We start from the raw sequence: 24,351 nt of genomic DNA on the forward strand, positions 1-24,351 counted from the left end.
TATGAAAATAATTTTAGTTGCAATGATGATGGCACTGCCCATGGTTTCTTTCGCACAAGACAACACATGGGAACAGGTACAAGTTGTAGAAAACGATGCCAAATATCTGGTAGGAGCTGTCCCTGAAAAGGATGGACACGTTATATTCCAAACAACCATTAATGCACCAGGCAAGAATGCGGACGAGATATTCTCATTGCTCCAGGAAGACTTACTACGGCTGACTAAAGAGCCAAATCAGATAGAGCAGTCTCGTTTATCATTAGCTGATAAGAGTACCGGTAAATTAGTGGGACAATATCAAGAATGGTTGGTATTCAAGAACAAGCCCCTTGTTCTCGACCGCACACGATTCTTTTATACCATAATGGTTAATTGTAAAGATGGTGCTGCTGATATTCAGTTGACTCGCATTCATTATCTTTATGATGAGGAGCGTGATGCAACGGCTTATAATGCAGAAGAGTGGATTACAGACCGCTACGGATTAAATCGCAAGCAGAATAAACTGGCGCGCGTTAGCGGTAAATTCCGCCGCAAGACTATTGACCGCAAGGATTACCTCTTTAATCGTTTCACGAAACTGCTTCAAAAGTAAATGAGCAACAATAATGAATCGCTACTTAGTCCCGAAGAACGCGACCTAGTAGAACATCCCAAGCGCCATAATCTAGAGCCCTTTCGCGATTCAAGTAAGACACGAAACCTCCGTTTTTGGCTTAATATCATTTTTATGATTGGTGCCATCGCTGGTTTGATTGTATATTTCTACGCCAGTCAGCAGGTGGCCATTTATATTCTTATTGTAGCCTCCGTATTCAAATTTATAGAATTAGCGCTGCGAATACTAAAAATATGAGTTTAGCACCATATCGATTATTTCTTATTGCCGCCTTCATCCTTGTAGGCGGCATAAACATTTCTGCCCAAGATGATTTCGATGCATTTAATCAACCCGACGAAATAAGCACGTATGGGGCAAGAAATCACACATTCAATCCCCACGGAAACGATTCAACAAAACAAGACAAAGAAATTCCTATTGGATTAAAAGTCTGGACAATAGACCGAAAATTCGGCGATATCATTAAGGCTGATATTGACACAATGCCCCATCTTTTCCCACAGTCAACACTTGGTACGGGACGATATGGGCAGTTTAACACCGTGGGCTCAAACTATACGGCACGTCAAAACCGTATTTTTATTGACCGTAAGGAGAAATCACAATTTCTCTTCCTTGATGTTTATGATCAAGTACACAAGCAACCTGATGAGTGGCACTTTACCAACTCCCTATCTCCGATTACCAATTTAACATACGACAACTGCGGCGACAAACAAGATGGCGAAGATCATTTGAATGCAAAATTTGCTGTTAATGCAGGAAAGAAGTTGGGATTTGGCTTCGATCTTGACTATGCCTACGCCCGTGGTTATTATCAGAACCAAAGCATCAGCCATTTTGGAGCAACATTCTGGACAGCTTATTTAGCCGATCAATATCAATTACACGCACTATTCTCAACCTTCCATGAGAAGGCCACCGAGAATGGCGGTATTACTAATGATAATTATATCACACATCCAGAATTAACTGAGCAATCGTTTAGGGCAAACGAGATACCCGTCATACTGCAAAGAAACTGGAATAGAAACGATAATAAGCAGCTGTTTCTTACACATCGCTATGCGTTAGGTTTCTATAAAAAGGTAAAAATGACAGAGGACGAGATCAAAGCCCGACAGTTTGCCGAAACAGACAGTATGCGTGCCGAGATTCAGAAAATGGACTCGACAGAACAGTATATGAAACAGGAATTTGTGCCTGTAACGAGTTTTATCCATACACTTGAACTGGGCGACTACGAGCGACGTTATTTAGCATACGATACGCCCAAAAAGTACTATAAATGGGCATGCGAATATCCTTATGAAGATTATACAGGTGACTCCATCTGTGACATCACCAGTCATTTCGCCATGAAGAATACGATGGCCGTCGCACTGCTTGAGGGATTCAACAAATATGTTCCCGCAGGATTAAAGGTCTTTGCAGCACATGAAATCAGACGATTCAAGTTGCCAGCATACGATGAAAACGGCAATGCTTTTATGCAACGTTACAACGAACACAATGTTAGCATAGGCGCTCAAATCCGCAAATCACTTGGACATACCCTGCACTATGACTTGTTGGGCGAGACATGGCTCGTTGGCGAAGATGCTGGTCAGATGAAACTTGATGCCTCTGCCGATTTGAATTTCGCTTTCCTTGGCGACACGGTTCGCCTCATGGCCAAAGGATATGTTCATCGTTTGAATCCTACATTCTATGAGCGAAATTATAATTCGAAGCACTTCGGCTGGAACAACAACCTGGACAAGGAGACAAGAACTCGCATTGAAGGAACCTTCACTTACGAAAAAACGAACACAAGCCTTCGCCTGGCAGTAGAGGAAATACAGAATTACACTTATCTGGGAATGTCATACGTGCGTAGCGACGAAACAATTAGGAATCTCACAGCCAGTTTTTATCAACATGGAGGCAACCTGAATGTAATGACTGCCCAGTTGGATCAGAAGATTCGCTTAGGCATTCTGCATTGGGACAACCTTATTACGTACCAGTCTTCATCAAACGAAGATGTTCTACCCTTGCCTACCCTCAATGTATTCTCGAATCTCTACTTAGATTTCATGATAGCCAAGGTTCTCAAAGTTGAGCTTGGCGGCTCCGCAACGTGGTTCACATCATATAAAGCTCCTGAGTTCTGCAGCGCCCTAAACCAGTTTGCAGTACAGAAGAATCAGAATTCAATTACGGAGATTGGTAATTTTCCATTTATCGACCTCTATGCAAATCTGCATCTGAAGCATGCACGATTCTTCTTGCTCATGCAAAACGTGGCTTCAAACTCATTCCGCAAGCAGTATTTCCTGACGCCTCACTATCCGATGAATGCTTCAGTTCTACACTTCGGAATATCATGGAATTTCTTTAATTAATATATTATCAGAATCTGCATTGCATTTTACAATCCGTTACTATATTGTTTTCAGACAGTAAATATGCTATTTAAGAATCAAAAGTATGATGTTTACGAGCCGTAAATATCATACTTTTGTTTTATAGACATAAGGACTTATTTAATCACAATCCTTTCTAGTCTAGAACTGGAAATATATAAATGGTTGAATCTCGCTACTTTTCACCTGAATAACAATGAAGATGACTAACGCTATGAGCAATGCGCAAACAATAACACCACCGCGTTTTAACATTAAAATAAAACCTTCTTGCCATGAGTCAGGAACAAAATGCAAGACGTAACCTCCAACTATCATGGCAAATACTATCCAATATCCAGAAATGATCTGAGGGAAAAGCTCTGGATGGAAATCGTACAAGATCTGAGTAATCATCGTCCATGAATCAACGAACGTATGATTACGGAAAAATATCCAGCAGAATGCCACGAAATGAAAGGTGAGAACAACAGCCATAAACCAACGAATACCTGAGCTTTGGTAATGTTTGTCGTGGTGAAAGACGTGCTCTCTGGTCCACTTATGTATGGCAAGTGCAATGCCGTGCATACCACCCCAAGCAATGAAATTTAGACTGGCTCCATGCCACAAGCCACCCAGTAGCATGGTAATAATAAGGTTGACATATTGTCGAACCTTACCCTTTCTATTTCCTCCCAACGAAATATAAATGTAGTCTCTAATCCATGTAGAAAGAGAAATATGCCAACGACGCCAGAAATCTGTAATACTCACCGATTGATAAGGAGAATTAAAGTTCTGGGGGAAGGTAAATCCCAACAAGAGAGCTATACCTATGGCCATATCCGAATAGCCTGAGAAGTCACAGTAAATTTGCAGAGCGTAGCCATAGACGCCGAGTAGATTCTCTATACCACTATATAATGCCGGGTTATCAAAGATGCGATCAACATAATTGAGTGATATATAATCGCTGATAACTGCTTTCTTAAACAGACCTATAACAATGAAATAACAGCCACGTGCAAACATATCGCTTGTCACCGTAATTGGTTTTCGAATCTGAGGTGCAAAATCTCTTGCGCGAACGATGGGGCCAGCCACCAGTTGAGGGAAGAACGATACATAAAAAGCGTAATCCAATAATGATGGCAGGGGCTTAAGATCGCCACGATATACATCAATGACATAGCTCATGCTCTGAAAAGTGAAGAAAGAGATGCCCACTGGCAGAAAGATATCCCATGGTTGGAAATTGGCACCAACCATCTGCGTCCACATGCCTACAAAGAAATTGGTGTATTTAAAATAGCCTAGCAAACCAAGGTCAATAATTAAGCTCAAGGCAACAAGCCAGCGTGAACGATGACGCGCTATACAATGTGCAATAAGATAGTCGCTAAGTGTTACGACAGCTAACAAACAGAAATAGAAACCACTGCTCTTATAATAAAAATAATAGGAAAAAGCTGTGACGAACAAAAGGCGTAGGTTAAGCTGCCGCTGCAATAGCATATATATAAAGCTGAATCCCAAAAACAAAATAAGGAACAAGCCAGTTGAAAAAATCATTGGCTCGTCGGGATGGTATGTCAGCAGTTCAATAATTCTGTCTTTCATTGATGTATACTTTTGTATCTGTCGTAGCCCGAATTCAAATAGTTGACAATCAAAGTGCCCAAACGACGACCGCCAGCAATAGTCAGGTGAGTATAATCCTTATTGGCCAATCCTTGATCCACAAGGGCTTTCATACTCTCACGTCCACCCATAGCCTCGAAAAGATTAAAGAATGCCGTGTGATGTTCGGCTGCCATAATCTGCTGATAAGCTACCAGGCTCTCAACGCCAAGCATCGTTCGTATACCAGCTGCCGTTCGTTGATCGCGATCTGGCATACTAACAACAAGGATACTGGCCTCCGGAAAAGACTCACGCAAATGTTCTATGGCTTTCCCCATCTGACTTGTATAGGCTTTATAATTGGCCGCATGACTCTTTTCGTTCACCACATTAAGACCAAAATGAATGATAATGAGGTCGTAAGGGCGCACAGAGGCAAACTCACTGAGGACTTTCCGGGGCATATCTTTCAGACTGACTCCCGATGAGCCACGCATGCTGAAATTGTCAACAACAACGCCAGATTCACTTTCAAGGGCTACACCATATAAATAGGTATTAGGACTGATGTCCGACAAGCAATAACTAATGCTATGGGTGCCTTTACGATAATTCTTGATGGTTTGCAACCCCTCGCCAGGACTAACATATTCCTCATGAATAGAATCATTATTTATGCTCGTGGAAACAGAAAAGCCACCGGATGTGCGAAAGAAAAACGTAGACAACGACCATGTATTCAAATGTTTACGAGCAGAAACGCCTTTGTATGAAAACCCAGCATCACCCTGAGCAATGAAATATCGTTGGGCTATACTCTCTACTTGTTTGTCAAATGGAAGCTTTACCACTTCATATTCGTCAATGCCATAGAATGAATGTCGTACTGTTTGACGGAATGTTGCAACCTGACTTCCACAATCTATCCACCCCACTCCGCTTCCGCCGTATATTGTCTGCAGCTGTTCACGGATATCACACGAGAGTATATCCCCCTCAACAAAAGAGTCGCCAAAATAGGCAATTCGTAAAGGTCTGCCAAGTTCTTTAATATGATTCAGCTGAGAATAGAAATGTGACAACCCATCATCAACTACATTTTCGCAAGTACTATCAGCAGAAGCCTGAGAGACCGAAATTGTTGGTATATGGTCAATGGCATCACGCTCCCTGATGTATTCAGGAAGAACGTCACTAAGGATGTTAACTTTGCGAAGTTCTGTATCGCCAATATGCAAGGTTGGCATGAGATGAAGCGCCAACAAAATGACTACCACCAAACCAACGAGTACAAAAGTACGCGCACTATCATTCATTCGTTAGGAAACGGTCGATAACCTCTATACCTTTTTGCGTGCAAATGCCACGAAATGATATAAATAACATGTTGTTGAAAATGTCCTTCACAGGATACTGATTATATAGGCGTGTACGACGTACATACTGACTTAGTGCATCAAACATAATGATAACGATATCAATGTCTACGTCCTTACGGAAGTAACCCTCTTCTACGCCACGAACAATAAACTGTTTCTGCAAGACACGGTCACGTTCATGTTGCTCCTCAAGATAAGACATTACTTTGGGAAACTTCTCCAGGTCCGAATAGAACTGAGGGGTGACTTGCTTGAACTGCTCTATCTTAATCTTATAGATGTTCAGAATAATATCAATCACGTTGTCATGTTGGCTCATCATCGTCAACATTTCACGCTCATCCTGAGCCTTTGCCTTCTTGATACATTCATAAAGCAGAATCTCCTTGTTTTCATACAACTCGTATAGCGTACGCTTAGATATATTAAGTCCCTTTGCAATATCATCCATCTTAACCGACTTGATGCCGCGCTGGGCAAAATCTAGCATGGCTGAATCAAGGATTTTGCTCTTCAATGACAACCTGTAAGTAGATAAAACCTTTATTTCTTGCATATCTATTTATTTTATAATGCAAAGGTACAAAAAAGATAAATAAAGTGTTGCTATTTTCACGAGATTTTTGTAATTTTGCGCTGCATTTTTAACATGATTCATTAATATGGCAAAAATTACAAAAGAGGCTGCCTTGGAGTATCATGAGAGCGGCAGACCTGGAAAAATTGAAGTAAAGCCCACAAAAGCTTACAGGACACAAACAGACCTTTCACTCGCTTATTCGCCCGGAGTGGCTTATCCCTGCTTGGAAATTCAGGAGAAGCCAGACGACGCATATAAATATACGGATAAAGGAAACCTAGTGGCCGTAATCTCGAATGGTACCGCAGTTCTGGGCCTTGGCGACATCGGTGCTCTAAGTGGCAAACCTGTGATGGAAGGTAAGGGTTTGCTCTTTAAGATTTATGGTGGTATTGATGTGTTCGACATTGAAGTCAACGAGAAAGACCCAGAGAAATTCTGTGAGGCCGTTGAACGTATCGCTCCCACTTTCGGAGGAATAAACCTTGAGGATATTAAGGCTCCTGAGTGTTTCTACATCGAGGAACGTCTGAAGCGTACACTTGACATTCCCGTAATGCACGACGACCAACATGGTACAGCCATTATTAGTGCTGCAGGATTAAAGAATGCGCTTGAAGTTAATGGCAAAGATATCAAGAAAGTACGCATCGTGGTAAACGGTGCAGGTGCAGCTGCTATCTCATGTACGAAACTATATATGGCCATTGGCGCCCAAAAGGAAAACATTGTCATGCTCGATTCCAAGGGTGTCATATCAACAGAACGCAAAGACCTGAATGAACAAAAGAAGTTCTTTGCCACCAACCGTACTGATATTCATACCTTAGCAGAAGCGGTTGTTGGTGCTGATGTCTTTGTAGGACTGTCTAAAGGTAATGTATTAACACAGGACATGGTGCGTTCGATGGCAAAAGATCCCGTTATCTTTGCGTTGGCAAATCCTGTTCCAGAGATTTCATACGAAGATGCAATGGCCGCTCGTCCCGATGTGTTGATGTCAACAGGACGTACGGACTATCCCAACCAGATTAACAATGTAATCGGCTTCCCTTACATCTTCCGCGGCGCGCTCGATGTACATGCAACAGCTATCAACGAAGAAATGAAGCTGGCGGCCGTTCACGCCATTGCCGATTTGGCAAAGCAGCCTGTTCCCGATGTTGTGAACGACGTTTATAAAGTGAACAATCTGAAGTTTGGTCGCGACTATTTCATTCCTAAACCTGTAGATCCACGACTTATCTCTGAAGTGAGTGCGGCTGTGGCAAAAGCTGCTATTGATAGCGGCGTTGCACGTAAGACAATTGATGATTGGGAGCAGTACAAAGACTCTTTGTCTGTTCTGCTTGGACAGGAAACAAAACTCACTCAAAAGCTCTATGCTACTGCGGCTGCTCATCCTCAGCGCGTTGTATTTGCCGAGGCAATTCATCCCACAATGTTGAAGGCTGCAGTTCAGGCCAAGAGCGAAGGTATCTGTCAGCCCATTCTTTTGGGTAACGATGAGGTTATCGAGAAGATGGCAAGACAAATGGACCTCAACCTGGATGGCATAGAAATAGTAAACCTGCGTCATCCTAAAGAGCAAGAGCGTCGTGAGCGTTATGCTCGTATTTTAACAGAGAAGCGCCAACGTGATGGATATACCTTCCAAGAGGCAAACGACAAGATGTTTGAGCGCAATTACTTTGGTATGATGATGGTTGAAACCGGTGATGCTGATGCCTTTATCACGGGCCTTTACACCAAGTACTCAAATACTATTAAAGTGGTTAACGAGGTTATTGGAATACGTCCAGAGTACAACCACTTTGGCACAATGCATATCATCAACTCGCCAAAGGGCACACTTTATATCGCAGACACTCTCGTAAACGAGAATCCTGATACCGATACACTTGTAGATATCTCGAAGTTAGCTGCTACAGCCGTACGTTTCTTTAATGAGAAACCTGTCATATCTATGATTTCGCATTCAAACTTCGGTAGCTCAAACAGCGATGGTGCTCAGAAGGTACGTGATGCCGTAGATAAGATGCAGCAGTTGTATCCCGATTTAGCCATCGATGGCGAAATGCAGATAAATTTTGCATTGAATCGCGAGCTGCGTGACGAGCAGTATGGATTCAGTCGCCTGAAAGGTAAGGATGTAAACACTTTAGTGTTCCCCAACCTAACATCTGCACGCGCAAGTTATAAGATGCTGCAAATGTTGGATGCCGATGTCGAAATTATTGGTCCCATTCAGATGGGTCTGAACAAGCCAATTCACTTTATTGACTTCGGTGCCTCTGTACGCGATGTTGTGAATATCGTTGCAGTTGCAACAATTGATGCTTACGTTGACAAAGTAAAAACACGCATTAATAATCGCAGTATTTAATATTGTATATTAATTAAAGAACTGCTATGCATAGTTGCATAATCTCGCTGGCCGCAAATTTTGAGGCCGAAAAGAATCTGCCCGAAGCACGCATGTGCCTCGAGCAGATTCTTACTTTTACACATTATACAGACGCAGTATGGACAGAACCTATCGGCTGTAAATTGAAAAATCTATATTTGAACCAGTTAGTAAAGGCTTCTACAACCTTATCCTACGAAGATCTTCGTAGTTGTTTGAAGGATATTGAGCTACAAATGGGTCGTACGCCTGGAGAACGTGAGAAAGGCATTGTGAGATTAGATCTCGACATACTGGCGTTTGATGACGAACGTCATCACTTGGCTGACTGGGAACGCCATTATGTCAAGAACTTACTTCCACAACTATAATTTTATACTATTGTAATTAAATGATTATCGCAATTTAAGTTCGTCACCAACACGTATTTCATAGTCAGGCGATAGTTTATTCATTTTGTACAAAGACTTCAAACGAATACCATATTTCTGAGCAATCGTATACATCGATTCTCCTGGACGAACATGGTGAGTACGGCCTTTATATTCTTTTGAAGCTTTACTTTGTTTCTTCTTAAGCCATATAACTTCGCCTTCCTGCAAACGGTCATTCTTGTCACGCTCATTATAACGGGCCAATTTACGATAAGAAATTCCAATTTCATCTGCAATGGAACGGAATGTATCCCCACGTCGTGCATATAGGAAATAGTTCTTATTGTAAATGCCAATAGGATGAAGCTGACTTCCACTAACATGCTGGTTCTTTGCATGTTGCATCATGAACTTGTCATAAGAATGAGCATTGTCGTATTCATAGAGTTTGTAGACCTGAATAATATCTATCAGTCTATCGGCATATTTTGGGTTGGTTGCATAACCTGCCGCTTTTAATCCACGCGCCCAACCTTTATAATCAGTTATTTTTAGACTAAAAAGACTACGATAACGTTGTCCAGATACAAGAAAACGTGAATGGTCTTCATAGGAATCAAACGGAGAATTATAGGTTCGAAAGCACTCGTTACGGGCATCATCATCTATATACATGGTTCCGCCTGTCCATCCGTGACATTTAATTCCAAAATGATTATTACCTTTGCGTGCCAGTGTACTCTCGCCTGCCCCACTTTCCAGCAAGCCTTGGGCAAGTGTAATAGATGCAGGAATCTTATGTTTCAGCATCTGTTCTATAGCACAATCCTTATACTGGTCTATATAGCGCTGGTATCGGGCATTCCAAACTGACTGGGAAAAGCCATGCAGCACATTGAAACATACAATAAACAATAAAAGAATTCTTTTCATCAGTAATTTTGGTTCAGAAAAAAACATAGTATAAAGACTCGTATAAATGAAAGGAAAGAATATATAGTAGAATTAATGATGATGCTTTCTCAATACCCCAAGTAATCGACGAAATAATATCAACCAGTGAAGTAAAGGTTCGGCATGCTAATCCATAAATGGACGACGTTATAATGGTAAGCAATGATAACAATGGAACCAAAGCCCTGCTAAATGGAGATGGCCATAATTGACCAGTAGATGACAGCAGAACAGCATGCGGAAGAATAACAAGTAGTAATCCTACAAATAGTAGAAATACACATACAACGAAAGAAACACGCAGTGCAAAATAACGACGATAGTTTCGCCCACCTCGTCCGATGATATCGCTGTGCCAAAATACACCAACAGCCATTGACACCAGGATTAGCCAAATTAGTTCTGGTCGTAGTATAACTTCAGTATACTGACCAAAGAACCAACGAAGTCCTTCGCTTGAGAGCAAAGAACGTACTCCTTCTGTTTGAGTGGCGACAAGAGACCATGATAAAAGCATGAGCAATAGTTCCGCACACACAAGTACTATGGCAATATATGCTACTGATGTATTTCTTTTAGGCATATTTACTCCTCGTCTGGTTCAAGGTTGTCTAAATCTAATATATGGAGTTCCATAGCGCGAACAACCAATCTAGTTGCATTAACGCTCTTTCCATCAGGGAATAGTTTTTGAATGAGTTCATTCTGACGTTTCTCAAGACTCTTGACGCCAAAGGGCATGCCATGCAATTGTGTAATCTGCTCTTTGGTATAACCTAAAGCCAAATGCCGCAAGAAGCGTTCATCATATTCATCTATCTCATAATTAATCAAAGCTTCCTGTTTTGCCAATTCAGAACCAACACTTTTCTTAAAACGGTCAACAATTTTTTTAAGAATTGGCTCATTAAACACCAGTTGTTTACCGTTCATCACAGCCAACACATCATTTCGAGTAAGTAATTCTCCTGTTTTAAGAATAATGCCATCTGCACCAGCGTCGAGTACATCTACCCATAATTTCTCATTGAGAATCTCGCCGGTGAAAATAAGTATGCGTACATCAGGGTGCATCTCTTTAGTTTGTCGACACAACTCTACTCCAACAGTTGTAGAGCCTCCCAAGCCAAGGTCAAGCAACACTAAATCAGGCAATTGTTGTTTTATTAAACGCCAATAGGCTGTCTCAGAATCAGCTGTACCTATAACCTCTGCTTCGGGTATGTCAGTTCTAATAATACCTAAAGTTCCTTTAAGTTCCAAAGGAACATCTTCAACAATGATTACTTTAAAGTTTTGCATATTCTAGGTAGTATAATGTTGATATTTACAATATTGTTCTTATCACGTTCTGCATAAATGCCACAAGCATGACGATTTGTTGCTTCACCATGTTGGCGAACAATTTCACGACAAATCAAGAATGGAATGTTCTTCTGATGAACAGGCATAAAGAGTTGTTGTAGCTGAACATCAGATGCGTTGAAATTCATCATAAGCACCCGCACCATGACATAGTTCTTATCACGAATAGCCCATTCCATTTCCAGCTTCTTTTCGCCAGATTGTCGACGTAAGATATCAAATAGATAATCAAGATAAACAGCATCCCCCAAGACTTCATGTTCTAAGGCTTGAAGATGCATTTTTCTGTCATCCAACTGTCTTATGGCCTGTTCACTAAGAATGCCATAAAGTTCACGATAATACTCAACAACCTCAGGAAGAGCATCATGATCTCCTACTGTAGCTAATTGAAAGATACGACTCGGATAGTACATCGTTTCATGCTTTAGCGTAGAAAGAGTATTATCAAGTACCGCATTGATGATATGATAGTTACCCTCTTCCATCTTCAGACGTTGCAATTCATCAGCCATGAAATCTAATTCTATTTGCTGCTGCTGTAGAACTTTTACTCTCTTATTATGCAAAAGGAAAAACTGCCAAACTACCACAATAATAATAGCGATAAATAGAAGGATTAATAAAATAATGGCAACCTCTTTATTCGATTGTGATTGTTGCATCTTACGACAGTAGGAATCTAGCGTCGAGTCGGCTGATAATTCCTTAAACAACTGGGTATATATACGATTGTTGTATTGATAAAACTGCCATTGATGAAGTGCAAGAGCAGCGACAGCACTTTCATTGCGGATATCAAGTAGGATGTCAAAATTTATATCAATACTATCATGAAACCAATTGATTTCTGGAGGCGTGTTTGATAAATCACCAATCCGCATCAACGTATCATTTGAATAAGGACGTATACTTTTAAAATGCTTATTTAAACATATTCTGCAAGAATCAGCATAATCCAATGTGCGCTGGAAGTCTCCTTCTATATTAGAGAAATAGGCAGAGTCGGCAAAAGAACTAGCTTTCTCAAGTGTCGTTTGAGCGCTTAACGACACAAAGATAAAAGCAAATGCTATTACACTTAATGCACGCTTTGGTAAACGGAAAAAGAATCGGCTACCTTTACCCAATTCGCTTTCTACTGATAACTGGCAGACAGAGAACAGTTGACTAATTTTCCTATACTTATTGATAATGCCCATGCAATTTAGTAGACCAAATCCATGCGAAGTCGATGAACCATCTATGATTGCCTTGCAATCAAACACATGTTCTACTTGTTCGTCAGACATTCCAATACCATTATCAACAACTGATATTTCCACATAGGAATCAGTTGATAAAGTTTCTATGCTCACTGTACCACCTTTTGCAGTAAACTTGCGAGCATTATCGGCCAATGTATTCAACATGAATAATGTTAACACCTTGTCGGCCTTAACATATACATCGGTAGGTTCTATTCTCAATTCAATTCCCTTTAAGCTAAAACTTCGTCTGTTCTTTTGGATTATATCAAAAAGTTCCTGTAAAGGAAATGATTCAATATGCAGACTTAGTTCTCCTTTTCGCAATTGAATCCAATGAGTGAGGATTTCATTCTGTGAGTTAATGTGATTTGTAAGTTCACAGATATAGTTTATTCTGTTATCTTTGTCGGCTCCACTACACTTATCAAGCATCTTAATTTCATGAATCATACGATCGATAAGCGGTGTAATAGCATTAACAAGAGATAGTTTTGCACGTTGTTCAACATTCAACCGTTTCTCTTGTATCAGATGTAAACGAGTAAGATTCATCTGCTCTTCAAGTTCATCACGACGTTCTTCAAGTTCAGGATTGCTCTTGTTTCTTAGGGATTTTTTTCTATGATAATAGAAAGAGATAATGATAATTACAAACAGTATCAGCGCAATGACAACAGCAACAAGTAAGCGATTTAATTGTGTAATCGTTTGCTCTAACTGAGCAGCACGAGCTTCCAAGCGCTGGTCTTGACGTGTACGTTCTTGTAAGTCTAAATATATATTTCTGTTGTAATCACTCTCGTTCTTTTGATCAATAGCGGAATACACAACACTTAATTGCTCTCGAATGCTAGCAACCAAATCTGGTGCTTGAAAGATGAGAGTATCACTCAAAGCCAATTCTAGATTTTGTAACGCACCATCGTAGTCTGTCTTGGAAAGACAACATGTTGCTAATGTTCGATAAGCACCTGCAGTCTGATAAGTATCGCCATACGACTCAAATAGTGAGAGAGCATTTTCAGCAAGCCATAAAGGTAATTCCTCAGATGACACATTCTGAGGATTTATAAATTTCATAGCAGGTTGATTATCAGACATAAGTTGCATTCGATAATCAAAAACGGTGAGATGCTCGGCCAAAGCTTCAAGTGAGTTAGCCAAGAAGTATGGACAATTATATTGCTTGGCTAACAGATAGCATCGCATCAAATAATCAAATTCCTTCTGATTAATCTCGGTTTGTGTTCCCTGAGTGATGATGCCTCCAGCACCGACATTGTAAAGATAGTTAAGCCATTGTGCTGTATCATTCTCAACTTCAGGTGATATAGACTCTATGGCCTCAATAGACTGACGCTCCAGTCCCACATAGTAATAATAGGTAGAAGTGACAATAGCAAGTTCGCTCTCAGCATAAATCAAGCGGTGTTTTTGTCGTTCCGACAGTAGATGACGCTCCTCGTTTATTCTACGCAAAGACTGCTGTGCATGTTCCCTACATTCATAAAACTCACGATTCTGCGACTGACGCTGGCAAAGTCTCATTTGTTGAATATAGGCAATGAGCAGTTCCAAATGATTATCTGTTATATCAAGAATACTGTCAAGACGACTGTAAGCATCTACATACTGCATCTTGACAATATCAACGAATGCAAGATTATTAAGTGCTTCAGCCTCTCCGTCCTTATAATTGTATTTTTCAGCTAAGTAATAGGCCTTGCGAGCATAGTAAGATGTAGAATCAAGGTTACGGTAATGAAAACCGTACGAGAAATCATTTAGTTGATCAATCTCAGTACTTTTTTTGTCTGTGCAAGAGAAGCACAAATTCAAAAGGAGGATAAGAAATGAAGATACAAAACAGTTTTTCATCCCTTAACCTCCTATTCAAATAAGATAATAAAATGTTATGCGCGAGCCTTGGCTACGTATCCAAGAGCCTCACGACATTTATCAGTAACATATTGCCAGTCGCAAGCCTTCACCTTTTCTGAAGGGAAAAGCTTAGATCCCATGCCAACACAGAACACACCAGCCTTGAACCATTTGGTCAGGTTCTCCTCGTCAGGAGATACACCTCCAGTAACCATGATCTTTGACCAAGGCATCGGAGCCTTAAGACCCTTAATAAAATTAGGCCCAACCACATCGCCAGGGAATACCTTAGTCAGGTCGCATCCCAGTTCCTGAGCCTTACCAATCTCTGATACAGTCATGCAACCAGGACAATAAGGAATCAGACGACGGTTGCAAACAGGAGCTATCTCTGGGTTAAACAGAGGACCAACAACAAAGTTTGCTCCTAATTGGATGTACATAGCAGCAGTAGGAGCATCTACAATAGAACCGATACCCAATGCCAATTCTGGACATTCTTTATCTGCCCACTTTACCAACTCGCCAAAGACCTCTTGAGCGAAATCACCACGATTGGTAAACTCAAACGCACGAACGCCCCCTTCATAGCAAGCTTTCACAACATTCTTACAAGTTTCCAAATCTTTATGATAGAAAACAGGAACCATACCTGTATCACCGATTTTCTTTAGCACGGTGATTTTATCAAACTTTGCCATCTTTGTTTTATTGTCTTATAATTCATAAAAGTCGTTAAGGCCTTAGAAGACCTCAACAACCTTATTATTAACATTATCGTTGAACACGTCCGTTAGCATTTCCGCCAGCCAAAGCCTCTACCTCGTCAATAGAAACCAAATTAAAGTCGCCATTGATGGTGTGCTTCAATGCAGAGGCAGCAACAGCAAACTCAAGCGCTTCGCCCTGAGTTTTCTTGGTAAGCAATCCATGAATCAAACCACCAGAGAAAGAGTCACCACCACCCACACGGTCGATGATAGGATTAATTTCGTAGCGCTTACTCTGATAGAACTCCTTACCATTGTATATCAATGCCTTCCATCCATTATACGTGGCACTGTAGCTCTCGCGTAGTGTTGAAACAACATACTTGAAGCCAAATTCCTGCATCATTTGCTTGAAGATTCCCTCATAACCAGCAGCATCGGTCTGGCCGCCTTCCACGTCAGCGTCGGGCTTGAAACCAAGACAAAGTTCAGCATCTTCTTCGTTACCAATACATACATCAACATATTTCATCAGCGGACGCATAATTGAGATAGCCTTTTCACTTGTCCAAAGTTTCTTACGGAAATTCAAATCAACAGAAACAGTTACACCATGACGTTTAGCGGCTTCGCAAGCCAACTTAGTCAGTTCTGCAGCTTTGTCAGAAATAGCAGGTGTGATACCACTCCAATGGAACCAGTCTGCACCTTCCATTATTGCATCAAAGTCGAAATCAGAAGGTTCGGCCTCTGCAATTGACGAGTGTGCGCGATCATAAATTACTTTTGAAGGGCGCATCGAGGCGCCTGTTTCAGCATAATACAAGCCAACACGATCACCTCCGCGAGCTACGAACTGTGTATTGACACCATAACGGCGCAATGCATTAACTGCAATCTGTCCGATTTCGTGTTTAGGCAACTTAGATACAAAATAAGCCTCGTGGCCATAGTTAGCCACAGAGATGGCTACGTTAGCCTCACCACCACCAGGGATGATGCGGAAAGACTCACTCTGAATAAATCTGTCGTTGCCTTGAGGCGACAGGCGAAGCATAATCTCGCCCAGTGTTACAATTTTTGCCATTGTATATTCGTTTTTAGATAGTTTTATTTAGTTATTTTCCAGGTTTATCCATTCATCGACATGAGGAATTCTTCGTTATTTCTACTCTGTACGAGACGGTCACGAACAGTATTCATTGCCTCAATAGGATTCATCTCGGCAATGAACTTGCGAATAATCCACATACGATTCAACGTTGTCTGATCCTGCAGCAAATCATCACGACGAGTAGATGACTGTACGAGGTTAAGAGCGGGGAACACACGCTTATTAGAAAGCATACGATCCAGCTGGATTTCAGAGTTACCTGTACCTTTAAACTCCTCGAAGATCACCTCATCCATCTTTGAACCAGTATCAACAAGTGCCGTAGCAATAATAGTCAAGGAACCACCATTCTCAATATTTCGGGCAGCACCAAAGAAACGCTTAGGTTTCTGCAAAGCATTCGCATCGACACCACCAGTAAGAACCTTACCAGATGCAGGAGACACAGTGTTGTATGCACGTGCCAGACGGGTGATAGAATCCAGGAAGATGACGACATCATGTCCACATTCCACCATACGCTTTGCCTTTTCCAGGACGATACCGGCAATCTTCACGTGACGGTCGGCTGGTTCGTCAAAGGTTGAAGCAATAACCTCTGCATTAACCGTACGACTCATGTCTGTCACCTCCTCAGGACGCTCGTCAATAAGCAGCATCATGATATAAGCTTCAGGATGGTTGGCTGCAATAGCGTTGGCAATATCCTTCATTAAGATGGTCTTACCGGTCTTGGGCTGAGCCACAATCAGCGCACGTTGTCCCTTACCGATTGGTGAGAAGAGATCAACAATACGTGTTGAAGGATTTGTTGTTGCAGGATTACCGCAGAGATTAAACTTCTCGTTGGGGAAAAGTGGTGTCAGATGTTCGAATGACACGCGGTCACGAACCTCCATTGGGTCACGTCCGTTAATAGACTTAACGGATGACATAGCGAAGTATTTTTCGTTATCGTGTGGCGGACGAACAGTGCATTCCACAACGTCGCCTGTCTTCAAACTATACTTTTTGATTTGCTGTGGTGAAACATAGATATCGTCGGGCGATGACAGGTAATTGTAATCGCTTGAACGAAGGAATCCGTAGCCATCCTGTAGCAGTTCCAACACGCCATTTCCTGAAATCAAATCGGCAAAATCATAGTCGGGCGTTGATGGTTGTACATTAGCCTGATATATGGGATCAGCCTGCTGAACAACGGGTCTGTCAAAAATATCAAGCGTTGGTATGGCAGCCTGATCCTCAATAGGCAAATCAACCACCGTGATAAAGTCTGTTCCATCGCCAGGATCACCTTCCCACACATTATTATCTTCCATCATGTCCATTGCGTCTACATTCTGGCGCTGTGACATTTTCTCTTGTAACTGTTCAAGCATCTCGGCATCTGGCTCGTCAGCACCCATCATCTCAGCATTAGCTTCGGGCACTGCGTCAACTTCCAGAGGCTGTTCTTCAGGAATAGCTGCTGCCTGCGCAACCTCTTCCTCTTTTTTCTGTTCTTCAGCCTCGGCTGCAACTTCTGCCTTAGTCTTACGTCCACGACGCTTTGGAGCAGGCTTTTCCTCCTCAACAACCTCAGGTGTCTCTTCCATCAGAGGCTGATCGGCGAACAAAGATGGCGCTTCTACTGTTTTGCTCTTTTGGTTTTTGGCATCAAGGTTCTCGCCCTCTTTACCACTAACAGTATATACTTTGTCTGTGTCTTTCTTGGCAATGCGAGTGCGTTTACGTTTAGCTGTCGAAGAACCTAACGAGCTATCTATGGCAGCTTTGTCAAGTATCTCATATATAACATGTTCCATCGTGTCGTCCTGAGATACCTTCACTCCCAATTGGTTTGCAATCTCCATCAATTCGGGGATTGCCAATTTCTCTAATTGTTCCTTGGTGTACATATATACAATAATATGTTTGCGTACAATTTAAATAATATCGTGATTGTGATTTTTTATAAGAAAGCGATTCGAGAATTGAAACGCTGTTTTCGAAATCGATTGCAAAGATAATCATTTTTTTTATACTAGCAAAGAAAATAACACCTTTTTATATATTGCATCACAAAAAGATGATAATAAACAATTGCTAGTATATTGTTTAATTCATGAAAATATGCCATTTAGAATCAGTAAACAATATGTTTAGAGATGCTAAATGGCATACTTAGAAAATTCATTATTATTTCTTGAGCGGAACGAGGACGCTGAACGTAGATCCCTCGCCCAGAGTTGACTCCACCATCACATCGCCATCAATCTTGCGAGCAAAGTCTGCACACAACTGAAGACCTAAACCTGAGCCTTCCTCACCACCAGTTCCATAGGTTGTCTCACCTTTTTTAAAGATTGAATCTATTCTATCCGGAGCAATACCAACGCCATGATCTCGGACACTCACCTTGGCAAAATCTCCCTCCTCGCTCAATGTTATCTCAATGGAACTGTTTTCCGGTGAGAACTTAATGGCATTCGAAAGGAAATTACGAACAACGGTTTTAAGCATGTCATTGTCTGCATACACAACCACAGGATTACTACTGCCCTGATATTTCAAATCAATCTTCTTTGTCTGAGCAATCATCTCGAAGATGTCAACAACGCCAGGGATAATATCATTCAAATCCAAATCCTGACGAACGACATTCAGTCTGCCTGTCTGACTCTTTGTCCACTTCAACAGATTGTCCAGGAGGTCGTGAACATCTTCACTCTCGCGATTAGCTTTATCGAGAAGCTCAAACAGTTCCGGACCTATAATATCTGGCGACATTGCATTCACGACAAGATTCAGCACCATACGTATACTTGCCATAGGCGAACGCAGGTCGTGCGCAATAACAGAGTACATCTTATCTCTATTGCTAATGGTGGCACGGAGTTCCTCGTTCTGATGCTCAATAATACGGGTTGCAGCTACCAGCTTGATTTGATGGAACACGCGAACAACAAGTTCCTCTTTATTAAATGGTTTGGTCAAGAAGTCGTTAGCGCCCACTTGGAAGCCATGTACAAGATCGCTGGGGTTATTCAGAGCCGTCAGAAATATTATAGGAATATGGGCCGTTTCGGGGTCTTTCTTAAGGATTTGAGCAGCATCGAATCCGCTAATATCAGGCATCATCACATCAAGCAAGATTAAATCGGGCTTTTCAGCCTTAGCCTGCTCAATACACATATTTCCACAGTTGGCAGTACAAACCTGATACTTCTCGTTGGTCAGCAATATTTTGAGCAGCAATACATTACTCATCACATCGTCAACGATCAGTATCTTATAGTCACTTTTAACTATTCGGGATTCTAGATTCTCATTTTCCAGCATAAACAATTCTGACGGTTAAATGCTTTATATGGTGTGCAAATTTAGCAAAAATAAATTAAACGCCAAACATATGACAAATATTTTTTTATATTTTCGTTAAAAATGCTGTAAAAAAACAGTTTAACAGGAATTTTTAGCTAACTTTGCAATCAATATGGAAAAGGTAATCATGGGTATAGACCCTGGAACAAACATCATGGGATATGGCGTCTTGAAGGTTAAAGACGGCAAAGCCCAGATGATAACAATGGGTATCATAGACCTCAGGAAATTCGGAGATGCCTACCTGAAGTTAGGACACATTTTTGAACGCGTGACAGGTATCATTGAATCTTTTCTTCCTGACGAACTGGCCATTGAGGCTCCCTTCTTCGGAAAAAACGTTCAGTCTATGCTTAAACTAGGTCGTGCGCAAGGTGTGGCTATAGCAGCAGCTATCGAACGCGGCGTGCCCATTCACGAATATGCTCCAATGAAAATCAAGATGGCATTAACGGGCAACGGTACAGCTTCAAAAGAGCAAGTTGCTAATATGCTGCAGCGTTTGTTTCGCATTCCTGACTCCGAAATGGGAAAATTCATGGACTCCACCGACGCATTGGCCGCCGCCTACTGTCATTTTCTGCAGATGGGAAGGCCAGAATCCAACGCGCCGCACTACAGAGGATGGAAAGACTTTGTCAACAAAAACAAGGATAAGGTATGCAAGTAACAAAAATAATTGCTATAGCCGGACTTAACGGAAGTGGAAAAACGGCCTATGTTAATCAGATGCGCAAGCAACTGGCCAGTGACAAGGTGCGTTATATTGCTTTTTGCGACACATACGGCACAATCACAGACAAAGCATATTACTTGCAACAAAGATGGAATCAGCACGACATCGACAATGAAATGCCCATCACTGGAGAAGTTTTGGAGCGTTCTTACATATTGTCTGGCAACGATAGTCCGGAAAGAAGAGCGTACCAACAGCATTTATACGACTTGTTTCAGTTCCACTCACTACTTGATAAATACGTCATCTCATTATCAAGTGGCGAGCTCAGAAAGTATCAGATTATAAAAACCTTACTTTCAGCACCTTCCACTCTAATATTAGACAATCCATTTATCGGACTCGATGCTGCAACAAGACAGAACTTGAAAGACCTTATTCTCAGCCTGAGCAAAGAAAAACAGCTCACTATTTACCTTGTTGTAGCTAGACCAGAGGACATACCCGATTATGCAGACGACATTATCTGGATTACACCCAAGCTGAAACTTACATCAGAACCGCGCCACCTTGACGAAGAGAAACAACAATCTATTCTTAGTCGTGCTTATTCTTCCAACATGACATTCTCCGAAGAGGTGGTAAAAATGAACGATGTAAGCATAAAATACGGCGAAAGAACGATTCTCTCACATGTCAATTGGACCATCAAGAATGGCGAATGCTGGGCTCTGTGCGGACAGAATGGAAGTGGAAAGTCTACCCTACTCTCATTAATATGCGCTGACAATCCACAAGCATACGCCTGCGACATCAGTTTGTTTGGAAGGAAACGCGGCTCTGGAGAGAGTATATGGGAGATAAAACGCCACATTGGCTATGTATCTCCAGAGATGCATCGTTCGTATCACCACAACATCCCCGTTATCCAGGTTATGGCAAGTGGATTAAAGGACACAGTTGGACTTTACACTAGAACAAACGAAGCCGAACGAGAATGTTGTAGATGGTGGATGCGCATATTTGGAATAGAACAATTGGAAAAGCGTCCGTTTCTATCACTCTCAAGTGGAGAACAACGACTCGTACTTGTTGCCCGTGCTTTCGTAAAAGATCCCCAACTCTTGATTCTTGACGAGCCCCTTCATGGACTTGACAACAAAAACAAGACACTTGTAAAAGACATTATCGAGACATACAGCAAACTACCCAACAAGACTCTTATTATGGTGACTCACTATGATGAAGAGCTTCCAGGATGTTTCAACCAAAAGAAAGAATTATTAAAACTGCAATAATATGAAACGACTATTTATTATCTTATTTGCCACATTTGCTTTAGCAACCACATCGTCTGCACAGGAAATATTTTATGAAATAAAGAATAGTGCAGAAGCGAACATCGCAAATCCATCTGCTAATCCGCTGGTAAAGAAATTCAGCAGATTCAAGGTTGAAGCACTCAACTATATGGCTATGAAAATGAGGGAAGAAATGCCAGATTCCACCGTCGAGTTATTAGACAAGGAAGCATTATCTCTCAATACGTTTCTAACAATCTATACAAATGCCTTAGTGGAAAACAGTCAGCAGCCTGCAGCTTTCCAGGTAAAGGTTATCAGCGCCTTTATGGATGCATCATACGGCAATCCTCTGTTTAATGATCCCGATAAAGAACTTGTATTGGTGTTCTTTAAAGATGGCGAGAGCATGACACGCTTTTCGCTTGACACCGATTGGCGCAGAGCTGTACTTGCCGTAAAAGAGGCTTTGAGCAAACTAAAATAGAAGAATCTTAAGACCTATAGACAGAAGAATGACACCGCCCAACAATTCAGGCTTTATACGCCCCTCCGTGATAAATCCGAAACGAAGGCCTGTCAAATGACCAGCAACGCCAAAGAACAAGGAAAAGAATCCAATCCAGGCAAGTGGTCCCCACAAGGAATCAACATGATTATAACCTATGGCTGAAAACGAAACGCCTACAGCCATTGCATCAATACTGGTGGCAACAGCAAGCAACAGCTGTGTCACCAGTTTTCTTGGATTAAAAGCATGTTCTTCGGATGAGCCGAACGACTCGTAAATCATCTTTCCTCCAATAAAAGCCAACATGAGGAAAGCAATGATGTGTCCGTAAACCATGATGAAATTAGAGAGAATATTCATTCCTACCCATCCCACAAGCGGCATCAAGGCCTGGAAGAGTCCAAACAGAAAGCTCATCTGCAATATAACACGCCACTCTCTGCGTCCCAAAATCACACCACTCACAATAGACACCGTGAAGCAATCCATTGCCAGGGCTATTGCCAACAGAATAATATCTAAAAGTCCCATTCTTCTATATTCATCTATAAATGCGAATGCAAAGGTAATAATATCTGATGAAATTATTGTTATACAATTTGGATAATTCAGTGAATTTATGTACTTTTGCAGCAAAATAGCTAAAAAATGACACAACATATTACTTATCCTAACGCCAAGGCTGAGCTCTTTTCATTCACGGGAGCCAACGAAGTAGACGAACATCATATCATTCTTCATGCTTCAAATAGTGAATCAACATTTCAGCAGCAACTTGATGCTATCCTCGATGCATATCAAGACATACTTTCCAACAAACTGCCAGGAACTGTAGCTGTGTTCAAACGCTATTTCCTGAGTGACGCAGCCAACCAGGCAGACGACGTAGCTGCTGCCGATACGAGTGATTGTGCAAAGAGTATTATCCAGCAAGCGCCTCTCGATGGCACCAAGATAGGTATGTGGGTATACCTTATTAAAGGTGTTCAGACGCGTTATCTCACAAGCGAGCTATACGAAGTGAAACATGGTGCCTACCGACATCTTTGGAATGGAAGCGCCCATAATTTGGCAGCCAATTCAGAATACCAAACCCGCTTGCTCTTTAATGAATATATTATGCAACTCACTCAAGAGGGATGCACACTGGCCAACAACTGTATACGTACCTGGTTATTCGTTAATGATGTTGACCTTAACTACGGAGGAGTTGTAAGGGCAAGAAATCAGGTGTTCTTTACTCAAGGACTCACCAACAACACGCATTTCATAGCATCCACCGGCATTGGAGGTCGCCAAGCCGATCCTAACGTGCTGACACAAATGGACAACTATGCCATCGCAGGCATACAGCCCCAGCAGATACGATACCTCTATGCCCCAACACACCTGAACCGCACAAGTGATTATGGTGTTAGTTTTGAGCGAGGCACATGTGTGGACTATGGCGACCGCAGCCATGTATTCATCTCGGGTACGGCCAGCATCAACAACAAAGGCGAAGTGGTTTTTGCAAAAGACATTGTCAAACAAACACAACGTATGTGGGAGAATGTAGAAGCTTTGCTTAAAGAAGCTGAATGTACTTTCAACGATATCGCACAGATTATTGTCTATCTACGAGACCCAAGCGACTACAACGTTGTGAGCAAACTCTTCAGGCAGAAGTTCCCTGAGAAGCCCTACATCATCGTCCTGGCTCCAGTATGCCGACCCAACTGGCTCATCGAGATGGAGTGTATGGCTGTCAGGAAGAACTCGAACGCAGCCTTCGAATGTTTCTAATCCTCAATACCGACGTCAAAACTACTAATCAACATGAATATACGCCACAAAATCGAACTT

Annotated in this window: 21 protein-coding genes; 9 read left to right on the top strand and 12 right to left on the bottom strand. The window is 41.6% G+C overall.

Going from position 1 to position 24,351, the window contains the following annotated elements:
• Position 1 precedes the first annotated feature (1 nt).
• From M1D30_RS06615 to M1D30_RS06625, 3 genes are read left to right on the top strand one after another with little or no spacing between them, the layout of a single operon-like run.
• Positions 2-598 (top strand): DUF4468 domain-containing protein, encoded by a 597-nt coding sequence (locus M1D30_RS06615; protein ID WP_248507613.1) that lies wholly within the window; start codon positions 2-4, stop codon positions 596-598.
• On the top strand, positions 599-859 hold the full coding sequence (locus M1D30_RS06620) for a hypothetical protein (RefSeq protein ID WP_248507615.1): 261 nt from the start codon (positions 599-601) through the stop codon (positions 857-859).
• Positions 856-3,012 carry a putative porin gene (locus tag M1D30_RS06625; protein ID WP_248507617.1) on the top strand — a complete coding sequence of 719 codons (2,157 nt, stop codon included), beginning with the start codon at positions 856-858 and terminating at the stop codon, positions 3,010-3,012. Before M1D30_RS06620 ends, M1D30_RS06625 begins: the two co-directional genes overlap by 4 nt.
• 162 nt (positions 3,013-3,174) lie before the next feature.
• Here M1D30_RS06625 and M1D30_RS06630 read toward each other — a convergent pair whose 3' ends face one another.
• Genes M1D30_RS06630 through M1D30_RS06640 form a run of 3 tightly spaced genes read right to left on the bottom strand, consistent with a single transcriptional unit; the run spans position 3,175 to position 6,573 of the window.
• Positions 3,175-4,635: an MBOAT family protein gene (locus tag M1D30_RS06630; protein ID WP_248507619.1), complete on the bottom strand. Its 1,461-nt coding sequence runs from the start codon at positions 4,633-4,635 to the stop codon at positions 3,175-3,177.
• Positions 4,632-5,954, bottom strand: coding sequence for a GDSL-type esterase/lipase family protein (locus tag M1D30_RS06635; protein ID WP_248507621.1), 1,323 nt, complete (start codon positions 5,952-5,954; stop codon positions 4,632-4,634). The genes M1D30_RS06630 and M1D30_RS06635 overlap by 4 nt, the downstream gene beginning before the upstream one ends.
• Complete coding sequence (locus M1D30_RS06640; RefSeq protein WP_248507623.1) at positions 5,947-6,573, bottom strand: TetR/AcrR family transcriptional regulator; 627 nt, start codon at positions 6,571-6,573, stop codon at positions 5,947-5,949. Before M1D30_RS06640 ends, M1D30_RS06635 begins: the two co-directional genes overlap by 8 nt.
• A gap of 106 nt (positions 6,574-6,679) precedes the next feature.
• Between M1D30_RS06640 and M1D30_RS06645 the strand changes: the two genes are divergently transcribed.
• Complete coding sequence (locus M1D30_RS06645; RefSeq protein WP_248507625.1) at positions 6,680-8,983, top strand: NADP-dependent malic enzyme; 2,304 nt, start codon at positions 6,680-6,682, stop codon at positions 8,981-8,983.
• A gap of 26 nt (positions 8,984-9,009) precedes the next feature.
• Positions 9,010-9,375 carry a 2-amino-4-hydroxy-6-hydroxymethyldihydropteridine diphosphokinase gene (locus M1D30_RS06650; protein WP_248507627.1) on the top strand — a complete coding sequence of 122 codons (366 nt, stop codon included), beginning with the start codon at positions 9,010-9,012 and terminating at the stop codon, positions 9,373-9,375.
• Positions 9,376-9,399: 24 nt separating this feature from the next.
• Here M1D30_RS06650 and M1D30_RS06655 read toward each other — a convergent pair whose 3' ends face one another.
• The 8 genes from M1D30_RS06655 to M1D30_RS06685 all read right to left on the bottom strand — a co-directional run bounded on the left by M1D30_RS06655 (position 9,400) and on the right by M1D30_RS06685 (position 19,976).
• Positions 9,400-10,311, bottom strand: coding sequence for a glucosaminidase domain-containing protein (locus M1D30_RS06655; protein ID WP_248507635.1), 912 nt, complete (start codon positions 10,309-10,311; stop codon positions 9,400-9,402).
• A gap of 13 nt (positions 10,312-10,324) precedes the next feature.
• Positions 10,325-10,915 (bottom strand): AbgT family transporter, encoded by a 591-nt coding sequence (locus tag M1D30_RS13795; protein ID WP_371874178.1) that lies wholly within the window; start codon positions 10,913-10,915, stop codon positions 10,325-10,327.
• Positions 10,916-10,917: 2 nt separating this feature from the next.
• A complete protein-coding gene (locus tag M1D30_RS06660; RefSeq protein ID WP_248507637.1) occupies positions 10,918-11,634 on the bottom strand; it encodes a DUF5932 domain-containing protein in 717 nt (238 codons plus the stop codon).
• A complete protein-coding gene (locus M1D30_RS06665) occupies positions 11,616-14,825 on the bottom strand; it encodes a DUF5112 domain-containing protein (protein WP_248507639.1) in 3,210 nt (1,069 codons plus the stop codon). Before M1D30_RS06665 ends, M1D30_RS06660 begins: the two co-directional genes overlap by 19 nt.
• Before the next feature lie 35 nt (positions 14,826-14,860).
• The gene (locus M1D30_RS06670; protein ID WP_248507641.1) at positions 14,861-15,529 is read right to left on the bottom strand and encodes a bifunctional 4-hydroxy-2-oxoglutarate aldolase/2-dehydro-3-deoxy-phosphogluconate aldolase; all 669 of its coding nucleotides are present in this window, start codon (positions 15,527-15,529) and stop codon (positions 14,861-14,863) included.
• Positions 15,530-15,602: 73 nt separating this feature from the next.
• Positions 15,603-16,625 carry a sugar kinase gene (locus tag M1D30_RS06675; protein ID WP_248507643.1) on the bottom strand — a complete coding sequence of 341 codons (1,023 nt, stop codon included), beginning with the start codon at positions 16,623-16,625 and terminating at the stop codon, positions 15,603-15,605.
• 44 nt (positions 16,626-16,669) lie between these two features.
• Complete coding sequence (rho, locus tag M1D30_RS06680) at positions 16,670-18,553, bottom strand: transcription termination factor Rho (protein WP_248507648.1); 1,884 nt, start codon at positions 18,551-18,553, stop codon at positions 16,670-16,672.
• A gap of 280 nt (positions 18,554-18,833) precedes the next feature.
• A complete protein-coding gene (locus M1D30_RS06685) occupies positions 18,834-19,976 on the bottom strand; it encodes a hybrid sensor histidine kinase/response regulator (protein ID WP_248507649.1) in 1,143 nt (380 codons plus the stop codon).
• Between the two features lie 154 nt (positions 19,977-20,130).
• On the opposite strand from M1D30_RS06685, the gene ruvC reads away from it, so the two are divergent.
• From ruvC to M1D30_RS06700, 3 genes are read left to right on the top strand one after another with little or no spacing between them, the layout of a single operon-like run.
• On the top strand, positions 20,131-20,688 hold the full coding sequence (gene ruvC, locus M1D30_RS06690; protein ID WP_248507650.1) for a crossover junction endodeoxyribonuclease RuvC: 558 nt from the start codon (positions 20,131-20,133) through the stop codon (positions 20,686-20,688).
• Complete coding sequence (locus tag M1D30_RS06695; RefSeq protein ID WP_248507651.1) at positions 20,679-21,992, top strand: ATP-binding cassette domain-containing protein; 1,314 nt, start codon at positions 20,679-20,681, stop codon at positions 21,990-21,992. The genes ruvC and M1D30_RS06695 overlap by 10 nt, the downstream gene beginning before the upstream one ends.
• Position 21,993: 1 nt before the next feature.
• Positions 21,994-22,482 (top strand): hypothetical protein, encoded by a 489-nt coding sequence (locus M1D30_RS06700; protein ID WP_248507652.1) that lies wholly within the window; start codon positions 21,994-21,996, stop codon positions 22,480-22,482.
• Here M1D30_RS06700 and M1D30_RS06705 read toward each other — a convergent pair.
• The gene (locus tag M1D30_RS06705) at positions 22,474-23,037 is read right to left on the bottom strand and encodes a manganese efflux pump MntP family protein (RefSeq protein ID WP_248507653.1); all 564 of its coding nucleotides are present in this window, start codon (positions 23,035-23,037) and stop codon (positions 22,474-22,476) included. The two genes, M1D30_RS06700 and M1D30_RS06705, sit on opposite strands and share 9 nt — an antisense overlap.
• A 117-nt stretch (positions 23,038-23,154) precedes the next feature.
• Here M1D30_RS06705 and M1D30_RS06710 point away from each other — a divergent pair, with 117 nt between their 5' ends.
• Complete coding sequence (locus M1D30_RS06710) at positions 23,155-24,291, top strand: Rid family hydrolase (protein WP_248507654.1); 1,137 nt, start codon at positions 23,155-23,157, stop codon at positions 24,289-24,291.
• The last annotated feature ends 60 nt before the right edge of the window (positions 24,292-24,351 follow it).

This window comes from Prevotella sp. E15-22, from assembly GCF_023204875.1.
Taxonomy (GTDB): Bacteria; Bacteroidota; Bacteroidia; order Bacteroidales; family Bacteroidaceae; genus Prevotella.

Excerpts from the sequence above, each read along its gene's own strand:
- M1D30_RS06615 (WP_248507613.1), top strand. The coding sequence starts at position 2 with ATGAAAATAATTTTAGTTGCAATGATGATGGCACTGCCCATGGTTTCT.
- M1D30_RS06620 (WP_248507615.1), top strand. The coding sequence starts at position 599 with ATGAGCAACAATAATGAATCGCTACTTAGTCCCGAAGAACGCGACCTA.
- M1D30_RS06625 (WP_248507617.1), top strand. The coding sequence starts at position 856 with ATGAGTTTAGCACCATATCGATTATTTCTTATTGCCGCCTTCATCCTT.
- M1D30_RS06630 (WP_248507619.1), bottom strand. The coding sequence starts at position 4,635 with ATGAAAGACAGAATTATTGAACTGCTGACATACCATCCCGACGAGCCA.
- M1D30_RS06635 (WP_248507621.1), bottom strand. The coding sequence starts at position 5,954 with ATGAATGATAGTGCGCGTACTTTTGTACTCGTTGGTTTGGTGGTAGTC.
- M1D30_RS06640 (WP_248507623.1), bottom strand. The coding sequence starts at position 6,573 with ATGCAAGAAATAAAGGTTTTATCTACTTACAGGTTGTCATTGAAGAGC.
- M1D30_RS06645 (WP_248507625.1), top strand. The coding sequence starts at position 6,680 with ATGGCAAAAATTACAAAAGAGGCTGCCTTGGAGTATCATGAGAGCGGC.
- M1D30_RS06650 (WP_248507627.1), top strand. The coding sequence starts at position 9,010 with ATGCATAGTTGCATAATCTCGCTGGCCGCAAATTTTGAGGCCGAAAAG.
- M1D30_RS06655 (WP_248507635.1), bottom strand. The coding sequence starts at position 10,311 with ATGAAAAGAATTCTTTTATTGTTTATTGTATGTTTCAATGTGCTGCAT.
- M1D30_RS13795 (WP_371874178.1), bottom strand. The coding sequence starts at position 10,915 with ATGCCTAAAAGAAATACATCAGTAGCATATATTGCCATAGTACTTGTG.
- M1D30_RS06660 (WP_248507637.1), bottom strand. The coding sequence starts at position 11,634 with ATGCAAAACTTTAAAGTAATCATTGTTGAAGATGTTCCTTTGGAACTT.
- M1D30_RS06665 (WP_248507639.1), bottom strand. The coding sequence starts at position 14,825 with ATGAAAAACTGTTTTGTATCTTCATTTCTTATCCTCCTTTTGAATTTG.
- M1D30_RS06670 (WP_248507641.1), bottom strand. The coding sequence starts at position 15,529 with ATGGCAAAGTTTGATAAAATCACCGTGCTAAAGAAAATCGGTGATACA.
- M1D30_RS06675 (WP_248507643.1), bottom strand. The coding sequence starts at position 16,625 with ATGGCAAAAATTGTAACACTGGGCGAGATTATGCTTCGCCTGTCGCCT.
- rho (WP_248507648.1), bottom strand. The coding sequence starts at position 18,553 with ATGTACACCAAGGAACAATTAGAGAAATTGGCAATCCCCGAATTGATG.
- M1D30_RS06685 (WP_248507649.1), bottom strand. The coding sequence starts at position 19,976 with ATGCTGGAAAATGAGAATCTAGAATCCCGAATAGTTAAAAGTGACTAT.
- ruvC (WP_248507650.1), top strand. The coding sequence starts at position 20,131 with ATGGAAAAGGTAATCATGGGTATAGACCCTGGAACAAACATCATGGGA.
- M1D30_RS06695 (WP_248507651.1), top strand. The coding sequence starts at position 20,679 with ATGCAAGTAACAAAAATAATTGCTATAGCCGGACTTAACGGAAGTGGA.
- M1D30_RS06700 (WP_248507652.1), top strand. The coding sequence starts at position 21,994 with ATGAAACGACTATTTATTATCTTATTTGCCACATTTGCTTTAGCAACC.
- M1D30_RS06705 (WP_248507653.1), bottom strand. The coding sequence starts at position 23,037 with ATGGGACTTTTAGATATTATTCTGTTGGCAATAGCCCTGGCAATGGAT.
- M1D30_RS06710 (WP_248507654.1), top strand. The coding sequence starts at position 23,155 with ATGACACAACATATTACTTATCCTAACGCCAAGGCTGAGCTCTTTTCA.